The following is a 13,683-nucleotide window of genomic DNA, read 5'->3' as shown; positions in this document are numbered from 1 at the left end:
AACTCCTCTGTTGTTAAATAATGTTATGTTGCTGTAAAAGTGCTAACACTGACTCTTGATCCTTTGCGTGCAGGAGGCTGTCCATAACGGCTGCCTCTTGAAACATTGTCATCAAATTTTGAAGCATGGTTAATTGTGCATGCGGCTCCGTGAGGGCCAACATGAAAATTAACTGAACGGGCACATCACTGCCATCCCCCATTTGTTTAAACGTCACGGGATGGGTCAACCGGGCAAAGGCAATCTTGGCGGTGTTCACGTGTTCCGCATCCGTGTGCGGAATTGCGACCCCCACCGTGGCCGTTTGAAGCCCTGTGGAAAAGTCCTGTTCACGTTTGATAATTGCATCACGATACGTCGCTTTGACGACACCTTGCTTGTGCAATTGTTCAGCGACCTGTGTTAGTGCATTAACGTCATCAGTTGCATCGACGTCTAAAAGAATCAACTCTTTCTCTAGCAGTACCATGCGGAACCTTCCTATTCACTGGTTTATTAACCGTTAAAATAAGCGCTTTCATTTAACTGTGATTTTATTATCAGGCCTATGATAGAATTATGCTATACACAAATAGACGGACTTTATTGTGCATTTGCACATATTGGCTAAAAATGGAGAATCCACATGCTTAAATTAGAAGGTGACATCCTCACCCGGTTGATTAAAACGATCCAAATTGACCTGCCGTATGAATTACAACTGTTTGATCATCGGGGGCGAAATTTGCAGACCGGAGAAGTCAATTCGGCTGCTCAGGAAACCATGCGGTTAAAGGAAACGACCGTCGATGATTGGGACGCACACCGCACCGGTGTCATTGCGCCAGTCCGGGTCAACATTAACGTTGGTGCCGTTGAGGTTATGGGTGCTCCGACCGTCGTTGCCCCGTTTGTTCGGATCATCGTGGATAGTTTTGAATTTTTGGTGCAGTCTGAGATCGAACATAAGCATGAGCAGATCGACTCCGAAGAGCGCTCAATTTTCTTCCACCAGTGGTTGCTTTTATCATCGCTGGACGACGCCGATCAACATTTCTTGGAGACCGCCCGCAAACCCAAAATTGATTTATCACGAAAATACCAGATTGCTTTGATCCGCATTCCCAGTGATGAAACGCAGCGAAAACAGCTCGTGACGATCTTAGAAGACTCCCCGTTGGCCTACTTGACCTTCACTCACCTGGAGTACATTATCTTCACTGAAAATGTGCGTGAATTAGACGGCATTTTGCAACAAGTTCGGCACCACCGTGATTGGCAAATGGGGGTGGGCAGCGTTCGGGCCTCTCTCCATGACTCATTACATGAAGCCATGCGGACCATTTTGATTAGTAAGTATTTAGAATACACCGACGTTTATTTTTATAATTCGTTAGTTGAAGTGGATGAACTCATGCAAAGTAATGTGGATGTCCGTGACCTCACCGAGACCATGATGGGCTTATCTGCCGCCCCCACCGGTGAAGAACTATTACGGACATTCTGGACGTATGCGCAGTTAAACGGTGACAATTCGTTAACTGCAAAGACATTAAACATCCACCGCAACACGTTACGTTACCGTCTAGACAAGCTCAGTGACGCGTTAAACGTTGACCCGCGAAACTTATCGGACTACCCCAGAGTGTACATCGCCTACCTGAAATACATTCGTAAACGCTTTATTGGGAATTTAATTTAGATTTAGTTGAACTTACAACTAAAATGAGTTACACTCATTTCATCTTCAGAAAGGGAAGTCGTTATGATTGAAAACACGATTTTACGCAACGTCGGTAGCATTTCGCGGGCACTAGATTCGATTAGCAACATAGAATTCAAATCACTCTCGCTGGAAAAAGGCCAATACCTATATCTAAGCCGTGTTGTTGAGCATCCTGGCATCACCCAAATGCAGCTTTCCACCCTCCTCAGTGTGGATAAAACGACAACAAATCGAGCCATTAGCAAATTGATCGAAAAGAACATCATTGTTAAATCTGATGATGAATTCAATCAAAAAAACAAATTGCTATACGCCACCCCTCACGGTGAGAAACTGTATCAGACCTTGAAAGCTGAAAATCAGTACTCCGATGCAGTCGCTTTAACCGCCCTTTCAGATGAAGAAATCGCGCTACTGGATAAATTGTTAGAAAAGGTCAGTCTCAACGTTGTTGCTGATTGGGCAAAAGTAAAAAAAGGGTATCACAGACCCTATTGAGGAGAAACTGTTCATGGCAATCAAGATTAAACGAGTCACGGTTAACGATGTGCATGCATTACAAGAAATCAGTATTAACACCTTTAAGGCGACGTTTGCGGCAGATAACGCTCAGGAAAATCTTCAACACTATCTGGCAACCGCCTACAATCAAACTAAGTTGATCGATGAAATAAATAATGACCAGTCCGAATTTGACTTTATCTTCTATAACGAACGTTTGGCAGGCTACCTTAAGTTAAATTGGCTAGCTGCTCAAACCGAGCCCCAAGGTGAAGACCATCTGGAAGTTGAACGCATCTACATTAAGCAAGAATTTCATCGCTTGGGCCTCGGCAAACACCTCATTAACCATGCCGTTTCAAAGGCTCACTCTTTGGGGATGACCTCGCTTTGGCTAGGTGTTTGGGAGCATAACCAAAATGCCCTCGCCTTTTACAAAACGTTAGGCTTCGTGCCATTTAGTGACCACACATTTGATTTCGGTGGTGACTTACAGCGGGACATTTTGATGGAAAAGGCCTTACCAGCTTTATCATAAATGTGCTTCGGTAGCACTTGGTTTTATGAAGAATTCATTTCCGTCTAAACACTTAACTAAAATGACCGCCAGTCTATGATTAAGGCTGACGGTCATTTTTTCAATCGTTGTTATTGATGTTACTGTTCGCCTCTTCGCTTATGAAAGCCTTTTCTTTAAGGCCACACACCTTCTCACCATCTGCCAATTACTAATTGTATTTTCAGCTCAAAACTGCATTATTATGCGCCCTAAATTCATCACCTGAATTGTTTTTTAACTTTAACGGCAAACATCTCTTGCCAAAGTTTACCGGGCTTTTAAAAGAATGTGGAGTAATTGTGAAACAACAATAATGATTGCCACACCAATAAGAGCAAGCCAGAGTGTGTGGACTCCAAAAATTAACCAAAGCAAAATTGCTAACAGCTCAAGACCAAAAATCACATAATTCATGTTTGTTTTCCTCACTACCCAAAAAATTACGTTAGCCGTTTACATAAATGATTACGATAATTTTACCATCCGAAAAACAAATTGTAGCCCTCAGTGTTTTAGATTACTCAATCTTACGTCAAAAATGCGTATTAAGAACGCATCGCCATCCTCAATGTCATCTTAAGGTTCACCCTTGCTCTTTGACTTTCAGATTCCAGTACGTATCAATCATAATCTCGACAGAAAAGGAGCGGCCATATAGCCGCTCCCTTTCCATCTTTTCACAATTCGAATCATTCTTTCAAGCTGACATAGGCCAACCTTACATTAGGTGACTACGCAACCCCGGTCTAGTCTCTAATCAGCGGTTACCTTAACGCAATGGCACGTCACTCTTTAGTTAAAGACAGCTCATCAAATTGTTACTTCATCTGAGCTGGACTAAACCGTCGCTCTAACCAGCCTAATATGGCATCTGACACGATCGCCATTAAGGCCGTTGGTAAAGCACCGGCTAAGATAATTGCTCCACCATTTGTGGCGTTAGTTCCACGAATAATGATATCGCCTAACCCACCGGCCCCGACAAATGAACCAATTGCTGTGATCCCAATCGCAAGAACCAATGCGTTCCGAATTCCCGCCATAATGACGGATAAGGCCAGTGGTAGCTCCACGTACCGTAACAATTCCAACCGCGTCATTCCAATACCCTTTCCTGCGTCTAAGACATCAGGATTAACATTTAACATTCCGGTATATGTGTTCTTAACGATCGGTAATAATGCGTACAAGAAGACAGTCACAATGACCGTATTAACACCTAGCCCTAAGCCAAGCATCAATACAGATAGCATTGCTAATGACGGAATCGTTTGAATTACATTTGCCACACCGATTACCCAGCCACTCATTTTTTTGTATCGCGCAATCACAATTCCAATGGGAATCCCGACAATTGCAGCAAACAGCACGCCATAAATTGAAATCAAAAAATGCCGATTAAACTGCACCAGTACATACATGCCATTTTGTTGAAAGTAAGCAACTAGTTGTTGCCAAATATTTAGGTTTGCCACGTTACTTACCCTCCTCAAAGTAATGGTGTGTTCGTAAAAATCGTTGTGCAACCGTCGCCGGTTCCTCTAAATTATTGTCCACTTGGTAATTCAGCTTTTGCATTGTCCGCTCATCAATTTTGCCATTTAACAATGCTAGCGTTGCTTTGAGCTTAGGGAATTCTTTTAAAGCGGCGTCATTAGCAACAACACTGCAACTATACGGCGGGAAGAAATTACGATCATCCTTTAAAACCTTTAGGTTATAACTAGCAATTCGTCCGTCCGTAGAGTAGCCAAGCACTGCGTCCATGCGACCGTTATCCAACGCATCATAAACTAACCCAATTTGCATCGGATAAACGTCATCAAAAGCGTATCCATAAACCCGTTTAAAGTCAGCATAACCGTCACCATGACGGTTTTCCCAGATTGGGTCAATACCAACCTTCATTGTCTTAGCAACTGGCTTTAAATCGCTCACTGAGTTCACATGATTTTGCTTCGCAAACTTCTGAGTGACCATCCACGCATACGTATCTGCAAAACCATAGCTCGGAAAGTAAGTCATGTGATAGTGTTGCTTAAAATATTTTGTGACATAGGCATCCGTTTGCGCTGGGGTCCGCGAGCGGTCAATTTGTTTGCCCATGATCGACTCTAAATCAGTCCCAGTGTACCGAGTTGCCGTAATATCAGCATCACCGCGCTTTTGTGCATTAAAGGTCACATTACCTGAACCAAGATTTGCAATGATCGTTCCCTTATAAGGGGTGTCGTGCTGGATTAGATCCTTCAACATCTCTGCCATAATCTGTGATTCTGTTGTAGACTGCGCTGCAATTCGCACGGTCCCTGTACTAGAGTTGTTTAACCCAGGAAAGCCACAGCCACTAAGGATTAACACCATGCTCAGGCTAACCAGTAAGATACCAATTAATTTTCGTCCCGTTTTTTTCATGACGTCGCACCTCTACTTTCAGAGTCTGTTTGCGCCGTTAACAGATGTTCGAGTCTCCCCAACAAAAAATCGACCACTAACGCCATCAATATTACAGGGATCGAACCACCTAAAATCAAATCACCGCGATAAAGATTTAGGCCGTTGAAAATGAAGTCTCCTAGTCCACCAGCACCAATGTATGAGGCCAGGGTCGCCCACGCAATGACATACGTTCCAGATAACCGAACTCCCGCCATAATAACCGGTGCGGCGAGTGGTAGTTCCACCATCCGAATTGATTCTAATTGACTCATTCCCATTCCCTTTTCCGCATCCAGCACGCTTGGATCAACGTCTTCAAGGCCTAAATACGTATTACGTAAAATTGGCAACAATGAATAGATAAATAATGCAACAATCGCCGGCTTAGCTCCAATTCCAAAAATTGGAATCATTAAGGCTAACAATGCCATTGCCGGTACTGTTTGTAGCACACTGGCCAACCCAATAATGATTCCGGCTGCTCTTTTAAACCGCGTTAATACAATGCCCAGTGGAATCGCGAACAACACACCTAGGAAAAGGGCAATCCCTGAAATGTACAGATGTTGCCATGTCTTGAATACAAGTTGGCCGCCGTAGTTTTGTAAAAAGGTCACCATGCTTATGCACCCGCCTTTTCATCCGTTTCGCTTGTTGAAACGCTTTCCTGCTCATTATCACCGTCTTCGCCAAACAATGCATCGTAGACGATATCCACTAAAGTTGCTCGGGTGACAATACCAACCAAGTGTTGCTGATCATCCACAACTGGAACGTTTTTATATCCATGTTTCAAGATTCGATCAACAGTATCACGAATCACCGCATTTTCATTCACATAAAAAATTTTTGAATTGACGATGTTGCTAAGCGGATTTTGCGGTGCATAATGATCGTTTAACGTCTCAATATCCACAAATCCCGTTAATTGCTGGTGCTCGTTGGTTACCAATAAGGTATCAACACGTCGATCATGCATCAGCTTTAACGCTCTGGCCATACTTTGATTGGCTTGCATGGCAACGGGGGTCTTTAACATAACCTGCCCAACAGTGGTGATGCTTGGCTTTGCTTGGATCAAACGTTCGCGTCCGATCAATTCTTCAACGAAATCATTAGCTGGATGACGAAGAATTTCTTCCGGTGTAGCGATCTGGACAGTCTTTCCATGTGACATCACCACAATTCGCGTAGCTAGCTTCATTGCCTCATCCATGTCATGAGTCACAAAGATAAACGTCTTCCCAGATTTTTGTTGTAAGCTTTTAACCAAATCCTGTAACAATTCACGTGTTACAGGGTCTAACGCGCTGAAAGCTTCGTCCATCAGGATAATATCCTGATCAGCCGCTAGCGCCCGTGCAACGCCAATCCGTTGCTGTTGCCCACCTGACAGTTCACCTGGATAACGATCCAAAAAATTCTCTGGCAACTCTACCATGTTAATCATTTCTTTAGCACGAGCTTGCCGCTTCTCTTCTGGCCATTTTAACAATTTAGGCACTAGCGTGATGTTTTCGCCAATGGTCATGTGTGGTAACAGGCCAATATTTTGAATAACATAACCAATCCGACGTCGTAATTGCACCGGATTCATGTCTGCAATGTCCTTGCCATCAATTTTAATGGTTCCAGATGTTTGCCGTAACATCCGGTTAATCATCCGCATTGTCGTCGTCTTTCCGGACCCTGAAGTCCCAATAAAACAGATAAACTCACCCCGGTTGACTTCTAAATTAAAGTCATCAACGGCAACCTTATTGCCAGCGTAGATTTTATTTAAATGGTCCATCGATAAAAACATTTGTATTTATAACCTCCAATTTGGTAGATGCTAACGTTCTCCGTACTTAATCACTTGAAGTGATCTGATTTTGATCATAGCGACTAACTCCCTAGCGCGGCTATTAACCACAAATTAACAAAAATCTTGCGCGACCCATCTAACCAGTCTAAAACTTTAACCGATCAATAGTAAAGGATAGCGACCTAATTATTATAAGCGTGGCTTGTTGTTTTGCATTACATTCATGTGCTCTGCCACACCTAATCAAGTAAAGAGTAGCACCGTTATGACCAATGATGGCTAACCCTTATTCCGTTGATTCGGCACTCATGAATAATTCCTGTAAGAATGCAAGACCGTTTCTCCCAATACGGAAACTTGACTAAAAACATAAATTTTGCAAAACTATATAATATAAAATATTTATTTTACTTAAGTAATTAAATTCATTTATTGGAGATGGCGTAATCATGTTAAAGGGACAATTTAGTAAACCACTTAGCGCACTCGTGGTTATTGCGTTAATGTGCGGAAACGCTTTTGGTTCTACAGCTCACGCAGCTGATCAATCAAATTCGTCTAGCTCAAGCGAATTAACCAGCGATGGAACACCACTTAAACCTGCGAGCTCGACCAGTACGACAGCAGAAGATTCTTCATCAAAGGCCACGTCTTCCGTGGGAATCCCTGTTTCTATTGATACCAACTTTACTGAGACAAAAACTGCTCTCGATGCATTGTTGATCAACATCAACGTCCATACAGATTCAAAAAACACCCTTCAAAAGGGCGATAAAATCGTTGTTAATTTAGACAGTAATGTCGTTGATTACAGCTCGCTGACTTTAAATTCAAACATTGATAAGTACTTCTCATCTTCTTTTGACCCAAATAGCAACACAGTCACTTTTACGAGCAAAGTTGACATGAATACCGAGGGAACGGTTACCATTGCACTTAGTTGTCATGCAAAAGACGCGGACGCTACGACAACAATAGCCGCAAACCTTATTGACACTACCGGTAATTCGCACAATATCAACGTGGCTAACCCCACGTTGACTGTCAAGAAAGATAACCCTGGTCAGGTGGTAATCCCCGGAGCCACGATTTATGGCGGGGTTCCGTCATGGTATACGGTCAATTATCCAAGTAATGGGTACCGAAATAATTCCATCGGCTTATTGTCTAAAGACCTCTGGGGATTTTCGTACAGTGCCCCATATCATTTTTACACGGTAACTTTTGCAACTAGGGAATCAACCGAGTTAGGAAAGTACATCGGGACAGTCACCGCAGATCATGACATTAAGCCAAATTCTCTCTACATTCAAAAAACTGACGCTGATAATCAAGTTACTGATATTACCAATAGTGCCCTCACATCTTTAAGCAATGGAACACTAAAGGTCCACTTTGATGATCTTAAACAATGGCAAATTTATTCCATCACTTTCGCCGTTGCTGCTCCTAATTTCACGGACAAGACAACGGTAGCTTCTTCATTTTCTCAAGGCTCAGCTAACGTTACTGCAAACATCACTGGTCAATATACAGGCACAAGCCAAGCCGGATTTGTGCCCTACATTGATGGCAAGGATATCACCTTTTATCAGAATGGGAAGTTCAACTTATTAGACCAGCTGACGGCCGGTGACGTAGAGGATGGCACGTTAACAAATGCCATTAAAGTGGTGGATGAAGGTGGCTTTGACATTTCAAAACCAGGAACCTATCTTGTTAAATATTCCGTCACCGATAGCGATGGGAATATTGTGACTTACTCGAGAAACGTGAGTGTGATTGCCTCAACTAAGGCCGGTGATGTAACTGCCACGTATGTTGACACAGATGGTCACAAAATCGCTGATGATCGTGTGCTTCATGGCAACATTGGCGACAAGTACACCACTACCCAAAAGCAGGTCAACGGCTACACCTTTAAAGAACTCCACGGTAGCGCAACAGGCGCCTTCACGGATACAGCACAGACTGTAATTTACGTTTACGCTAAAGACCACGCCGATAGTTCAAGTTCTGACAGTTCAAATCCTAGTTCAAGTTCTAATAACTTAAGTTCCGAACACAACAGTTCATCTTCAAGCAACGCTAACAATCAAGATAGTTCAAGTGCCTCAAGTACAAACAGTAATCAGATAACCGCGTCCACCTCTAGCAACCGGCCCAGTGATTCTAGTCAATCGATGCAATCATCATCGAAAGCTGACCAATCTTCGCAGAAGAGTCTCTTACCCAAAACAGCAGCAGAGGCCGCTTCATGGTTGGGGATCGCTGGTGTGTTAATTAGTGGCCTTGCTGGCCTTCTTGTTTTCCTAAAACGCCACGCACGCTAATTAACCCTTCGTAGTCATACCGAACAATTGACTTGAAAACCAGGATTTCTGACCCCATAAATAGATACACCATCTCGTTTTATATAATGAAAAAGCGTCATGTACAAGCCCCTTTCAGGCCGTGCATGGCGCTTTTCGAATGGTGCTGATAAAATTTTTAAGGCTCCTGAAAAAACGCGTTATTACCATCACAATTAATCTCATTCATCAATAAAATGTCCTTGACCTGAAACGCGTTTCAGAGATTATCCTTGGGTTAATTCAAGAACCACAATAGGAGATTTCATTATGATCAAACACATCTTTTCAGACATGGACAATACTTTGCTAGATTCACAGGGACACTTAAGTGAACACAACGCGACTGTTATCAAAAGTACTCACATTCCATTCACTCTGGTATCCGCACGTGCCCCCATGGAAATGATGTTTGCCATTAATCAATTACATCTGGCAACACCCCAAATTGCGTTTAACGGCGGGCTTATTTTTTCAATGGAAAACAGACGTCTTGTTCCCCTTGTTGCCAACAGCATTGAAACAACCGTTGTTCAGCAAATCCTCGGCAAACTTGGGCAACGCTTTCCCACTGTCAGCGTCAGTTGTTATGGTCAAAATTGCTGGTATGCCGAGAAGATCGATCAAGGAATTACGACAGAAAGTCGCCTCACTGGCCAATCACCGACACTAACTTCATTCAGCCAGTTATTAAACCAGCCCCAGCTTCACATATTCAAAATCATGATGATGTTTGATGAGGAACAAACACTGCACCATGTTCAGGATTACTTTTTAAAAATGGATCTCCCCGGAATCATTTTTCAACAATCTGGTCCGGTCTACCTGGAAGTCACGAGTGCGCTTGCCCAAAAGTCAGTTGGAATTCATTTTATTCAAGAACGTGAACATTTACAGACAGAAGAACTGCCTGCATTTGGCGACGGTCATAATGATCTCCCAATGCTCAATTCAGTCGGCCACCCCATCGTGATGGCAAACGCCAACCCTGAAATCAAGCAAATCGCTGAATTTATCACAACTGATAATGATTCAAACGGTGTTGCTTACGGCATTCAGCACCTATTAGCTGCCGAGAAGCGTAAACTGTAAGTAAACATTTGAAAAAGAAGGTTCGACTTGTGACAAACATCCACGGCATTGCCAAGAAAAGCGGCTATTCACCCGCGACAGTTTCACGCGTCATTAATCACAAAAAATATGTCAGTACGGCTGCTCAGAAAAAAATTGAACAAGTTATGCTGGCACTAGACTACACACCCAACGCTGTCGCCCGTGATTTGAGTCGCGGCAATACGCATAACATTGGCGTCGTTTTGCCACACAGTCATCACCCCTACTTTAGTAAAATCGTTACCGGCCTTATGGATGCGGCACTTTCAGCAGATTATCAGCTCGTCCTGCTCCCCTCAAAGTATGATCAAGCCATTGAGCTGACCTACTTAGAACAGCTTCATCAACACGCATTCGACGCACTCATTTTCGTTTCCCATGGTTTACCAACCAGCAAGTTGGCGTCTTATCAAAAATATGGGCGAATCGTTTGTTGTTTTAATCCCGAGGGAAACGCCATCCCAGCGTCCTACGTTGATCGCGATGCCGCCTACATTGAAGCTTTCACTTGGATCAAACAGCACCATTTCAATAAGGTCGGCATTCTTCTCAGTCGCAATTCCCGCTTAAGTGCGACCAGTCAATCAATGCACCGGGCTTATCAACAAGTCTTTAACCAGCCGATACCAGCAGCATTGATTTACACCCCGGTTGTGACGGATCAAGATGGCTATAAAGCGGGTGCCTATTACACGACACATCGGTTAGCCCCCAATTTTATTTTTGGCAATGGTGACGACATCATCGCCAGCACGCGCCAATACTATCTCGACCATCATTTGCCCATGCCTGGACTAATGGGTCAAGAGCATCAATTATCTAGTCAACTACTCGAAATTCCAACGATCGATCACCACTTCGAGGAAGTTGGACGTGCCGCGTTTGAATTAGCCCTAAGCGGTAAACAAGAACATCATAAAATTGATTCAACGTTCATTGATTACACAAGTATTTGAAGCTTACTTCTATATGTATTTGCCAACAAAAAGGCCAGTACACTGATTGTTAAATCAGTAAAGTCAAACCCCCAGAGTTGGACAAAATCCAATTCTGGGGGTTTAATATGACCAAATATAACGATGCATTTAAAGCAAACATTAGTCCAAGACTGGGCAGAGGTGATTTCGTCTTAAAACAATTAGCAACAGCCTTTAGACCGATAGTTAAACACAAGCAATTAATAACCATGGTCACCATTTTTTACCTTGTAATGGGGATTTCCCAATACTCGCAAATTTTATTTGCTCAACAAACCCATAATCTTTTACATTACTCAATCGCCTATTCTGCCATGGCAATTGCGGGCGCGCTCTCATTTTTGTTAAGCCCATTAGTGGCCCGACTTTCTCCACGTCAAACCGCGTTAATATTTTTACCACTATATGGTATCGGTATGCTGCTTAGAACCCTTCCTGGTAGCCTCCTTTTTTCCGCACTTTCAGGTTTACTTTCAGGTTTGGGAGCGAGTATCACCCTTCTTCTGATCAGAACTTGGATATACAGTGAAGCCGACCAAGATTCAGATGCAAAAGGGCCTTTAGTAGCAGCTCGTTATTCTGTAATGCAGTTAAGCACTTTGTTTGCTACCATCATTGCTGGGGCAATAGCTTCGTTATTTAAATCTTCAAATATTGTCTATATTGTTCTCTTATTGTCAGCGGCATTGATAATGGCCTCGTTGGGTCTTACAGTTCATATGCCAGCGAACCGAATGCAACAAAAAGAGAATCGCCTTTCTTTAATGGTTCCCAAGCACCGCCTTTTTGGGGTTAGTCTCATGTTAGTAACTGGTCTAATGGGGATAACGACGGCATTAATTGATCCAATTTTACCGGCAATTTTTCGACAAGCCGGTCTTTCCGTTGGTTTAACCACATTTTGGGTAACAACATTTGGCATTATTACCGTATTAGCTTCCTTCATTTTTCAGCGGTCTTCGCAAACGAAATCTCCGGTTCGAATGTTCTTAGTTGGTCAACTATGTGCCGGCATTTGCATGATTATCACGGGCCTGCTACCGGATAAAATGTTTTTTGCTAAAATTTTGGGCTTTGGCATTATGTCATTTTTCATCGCTAGTTTATTTATTTTCAAAGAGCTAATGGAATACGATATGTTCCCCAAAAGCGAAACAGTCATTTTATTAGGTGTCGCTCAATCTGGCTTTTTAGTGGGCGATGCCCTTGGCTCCCCTTTGGGCACGTTCACTTTTCAGCACTTTGGAAACTCGTTACTGATGATTTTATACGGTGCCCTATCGATCACAATTGGCGTTTTGTATTGGCTTCTTTATTTTCGGATGAAGGCAAATGTGAATTTGCCGGAACGGGACGATGATTGAATGGGTTATTTCATGAAGTAAGCCCTATTTAATTGGACAATTAAGCTAGATACTTGAAAGGCAGATTACCGGTATTCAACTGGCAATCTGCCTTTTAATTTGGTTTCGATTCTACTTTGGCTGTAATAGTCCAACCCAACCGTAAACCAAAGCCACTATAGTTGGATAGAGCTTGATTAAGCAGCTCATCTTTCATGATGTAAAAAATGATCCAGTACTTCTCAATCGTTTCATTGATTGCAAAATATAATAACCGCCATTCCTGAACATTAGCGAACATCCACGAACATTTAGATAGCAAAAGAGCCTTAACGATGATGAGTAAGTCAACGTTAAGGCTCTTTTATTAACTTCCGTAAAAATCACTTATGCGCCTGGAGGGATCGCATCATTTCAAACCGTAAACATTGATATACAGGGAAATACATTTAAAAATATCTTTCTGACTACCATTTTAACTACCACCATACGCTTACAGAAACTTTCATCAAAAGCTTTAGTATATTCATCTGATGCTATGCTTGCCTGAGCTCTTTAAAGTTTTTTTGAATGCCAATAAATATTACTTCTTACTTTCATTGCCACTTAAGACAGTCTGCTTACATTATTATTTACACAACCACTGCAGCAATTAAGAACCATATTGAGTGTACGGTGATGGTAGTTATTAATCGAGCTTTCCTAGTTGGTGACCATAATGGAAGCAATGCACAATGAATGATTATGAATTCATTATTATAATAAGCGAATCCAGATGAAACTAGGCGATAAATCGCCGATTCAATATCGACAACTTAACGCCTAGAGAATATTGCTATTTAGCTTTTAGGGTGCACCTCAGCAGATCATGACTGCTATGACCCCTTT

General features: G+C 42.6%; 14 protein-coding genes. 8 read left to right on the top strand and 6 right to left on the bottom strand.

Going from position 1 to position 13,683, the window contains the following annotated elements:
- Positions 1–13 precede the first annotated feature (13 nt).
- A complete protein-coding gene (locus tag ACKTR5_RS04590) occupies positions 14–469 on the bottom strand; it encodes a PTS sugar transporter subunit IIA (protein ID WP_407879550.1) in 456 nt (151 codons plus the stop codon).
- Positions 470–625: 156 nt separating this feature from the next.
- Here ACKTR5_RS04590 and ACKTR5_RS04585 point away from each other — a divergent pair, with 156 nt between their 5' ends.
- From ACKTR5_RS04585 to ACKTR5_RS04575, 3 genes are all read left to right on the top strand, one after another.
- Positions 626–1,681: a PucR family transcriptional regulator gene (locus ACKTR5_RS04585; protein ID WP_407879548.1), complete on the top strand. Its 1,056-nt coding sequence runs from the start codon at positions 626–628 to the stop codon at positions 1,679–1,681.
- 63 nt (positions 1,682–1,744) lie between these two features.
- Complete coding sequence (locus tag ACKTR5_RS04580; RefSeq protein WP_407879546.1) at positions 1,745–2,203, top strand: MarR family winged helix-turn-helix transcriptional regulator; 459 nt, start codon at positions 1,745–1,747, stop codon at positions 2,201–2,203.
- A gap of 13 nt (positions 2,204–2,216) precedes the next feature.
- Entirely contained in the window at positions 2,217–2,744 is a 528-nt protein-coding gene (locus ACKTR5_RS04575) for a GNAT family N-acetyltransferase (RefSeq protein ID WP_407879544.1), read from the top strand.
- A 288-nt stretch (positions 2,745–3,032) separates the two neighbouring features.
- On the opposite strand, the gene ACKTR5_RS04570 is transcribed toward ACKTR5_RS04575, so the two are convergent.
- From ACKTR5_RS04570 to ACKTR5_RS04550, 5 genes are all read right to left on the bottom strand, one after another.
- Entirely contained in the window at positions 3,033–3,179 is a 147-nt protein-coding gene (locus tag ACKTR5_RS04570; protein ID WP_407879542.1) for a hypothetical protein, read from the bottom strand.
- Between the two features lie 404 nt (positions 3,180–3,583).
- Complete coding sequence (locus ACKTR5_RS04565; protein ID WP_407879540.1) at positions 3,584–4,240, bottom strand: ABC transporter permease; 657 nt, start codon at positions 4,238–4,240, stop codon at positions 3,584–3,586.
- 1 nt (position 4,241) lies between these two features.
- Positions 4,242–5,180, bottom strand: coding sequence for an osmoprotectant ABC transporter substrate-binding protein (locus ACKTR5_RS04560; RefSeq protein ID WP_407879538.1), 939 nt, complete (start codon positions 5,178–5,180; stop codon positions 4,242–4,244).
- The gene (locus ACKTR5_RS04555; protein ID WP_407879536.1) at positions 5,177–5,824 is read right to left on the bottom strand and encodes an ABC transporter permease; all 648 of its coding nucleotides are present in this window, start codon (positions 5,822–5,824) and stop codon (positions 5,177–5,179) included. The genes ACKTR5_RS04560 and ACKTR5_RS04555 overlap by 4 nt, the downstream gene beginning before the upstream one ends.
- 2 nt (positions 5,825–5,826) lie before the next feature.
- Positions 5,827–7,008 carry a betaine/proline/choline family ABC transporter ATP-binding protein gene (locus tag ACKTR5_RS04550; RefSeq protein ID WP_407879534.1) on the bottom strand — a complete coding sequence of 394 codons (1,182 nt, stop codon included), beginning with the start codon at positions 7,006–7,008 and terminating at the stop codon, positions 5,827–5,829.
- A gap of 452 nt (positions 7,009–7,460) precedes the next feature.
- On the opposite strand from ACKTR5_RS04550, the gene ACKTR5_RS04545 reads away from it, so the two are divergent.
- The 5 genes from ACKTR5_RS04545 (at position 7,461) to ACKTR5_RS04525 (ending at position 13,621) form a co-directional block, all read left to right on the top strand.
- Positions 7,461–9,344, top strand: a complete 1,884-nt coding sequence (locus ACKTR5_RS04545; protein WP_407879533.1) for a MucBP domain-containing protein — start codon at positions 7,461–7,463, stop codon at positions 9,342–9,344.
- Positions 9,345–9,632: 288 nt separating this feature from the next.
- Complete coding sequence (locus tag ACKTR5_RS04540; protein WP_407879531.1) at positions 9,633–10,454, top strand: HAD family hydrolase; 822 nt, start codon at positions 9,633–9,635, stop codon at positions 10,452–10,454.
- Positions 10,455–10,483: 29 nt separating this feature from the next.
- The gene (locus ACKTR5_RS04535; protein ID WP_407879529.1) at positions 10,484–11,431 is read left to right on the top strand and encodes a LacI family DNA-binding transcriptional regulator; all 948 of its coding nucleotides are present in this window, start codon (positions 10,484–10,486) and stop codon (positions 11,429–11,431) included.
- A 107-nt stretch (positions 11,432–11,538) separates the two neighbouring features.
- The gene (locus tag ACKTR5_RS04530) at positions 11,539–12,816 is read left to right on the top strand and encodes an MFS transporter (RefSeq protein ID WP_407879527.1); all 1,278 of its coding nucleotides are present in this window, start codon (positions 11,539–11,541) and stop codon (positions 12,814–12,816) included.
- Positions 12,817–13,543: 727 nt separating this feature from the next.
- Positions 13,544–13,621, top strand: a complete 78-nt coding sequence (locus ACKTR5_RS04525) for an IS3 family transposase (RefSeq protein WP_407879687.1) — start codon at positions 13,544–13,546, stop codon at positions 13,619–13,621.
- The last annotated feature ends 62 nt before the right edge of the window (positions 13,622–13,683 follow it).

This window comes from Furfurilactobacillus entadae (assembly GCF_045862745.1).
Lineage (GTDB): Bacteria > Bacillota > Bacilli > Lactobacillales > Lactobacillaceae > Furfurilactobacillus > Furfurilactobacillus entadae.
The sequence above is the reverse complement of the archived record's forward strand: the minus strand, read 5'-3'. Positions and strand labels throughout refer to the sequence as shown.

What these genes read in the sequence shown, in the direction of transcription:
- ACKTR5_RS04590 (WP_407879550.1), bottom strand. Translation starts at nt 469, where the DNA reads ATGGTACTGCTAGAGAAAGAGTTGATTCTTTTAGACGTCGATGCAACT.
- ACKTR5_RS04585 (WP_407879548.1), top strand. Translation starts at nt 626, where the DNA reads ATGCTTAAATTAGAAGGTGACATCCTCACCCGGTTGATTAAAACGATC.
- ACKTR5_RS04580 (WP_407879546.1), top strand. Translation starts at nt 1,745, where the DNA reads ATGATTGAAAACACGATTTTACGCAACGTCGGTAGCATTTCGCGGGCA.
- ACKTR5_RS04575 (WP_407879544.1), top strand. Translation starts at nt 2,217, where the DNA reads ATGGCAATCAAGATTAAACGAGTCACGGTTAACGATGTGCATGCATTA.
- ACKTR5_RS04570 (WP_407879542.1), bottom strand. Translation starts at nt 3,179, where the DNA reads ATGAATTATGTGATTTTTGGTCTTGAGCTGTTAGCAATTTTGCTTTGG.
- ACKTR5_RS04560 (WP_407879538.1), bottom strand. Translation starts at nt 5,180, where the DNA reads ATGAAAAAAACGGGACGAAAATTAATTGGTATCTTACTGGTTAGCCTG.
- ACKTR5_RS04555 (WP_407879536.1), bottom strand. Translation starts at nt 5,824, where the DNA reads ATGGTGACCTTTTTACAAAACTACGGCGGCCAACTTGTATTCAAGACA.
- ACKTR5_RS04550 (WP_407879534.1), bottom strand. Translation starts at nt 7,008, where the DNA reads ATGTTTTTATCGATGGACCATTTAAATAAAATCTACGCTGGCAATAAG.
- ACKTR5_RS04545 (WP_407879533.1), top strand. Translation starts at nt 7,461, where the DNA reads ATGTTAAAGGGACAATTTAGTAAACCACTTAGCGCACTCGTGGTTATT.
- ACKTR5_RS04540 (WP_407879531.1), top strand. Translation starts at nt 9,633, where the DNA reads ATGATCAAACACATCTTTTCAGACATGGACAATACTTTGCTAGATTCA.
- ACKTR5_RS04530 (WP_407879527.1), top strand. Translation starts at nt 11,539, where the DNA reads ATGACCAAATATAACGATGCATTTAAAGCAAACATTAGTCCAAGACTG.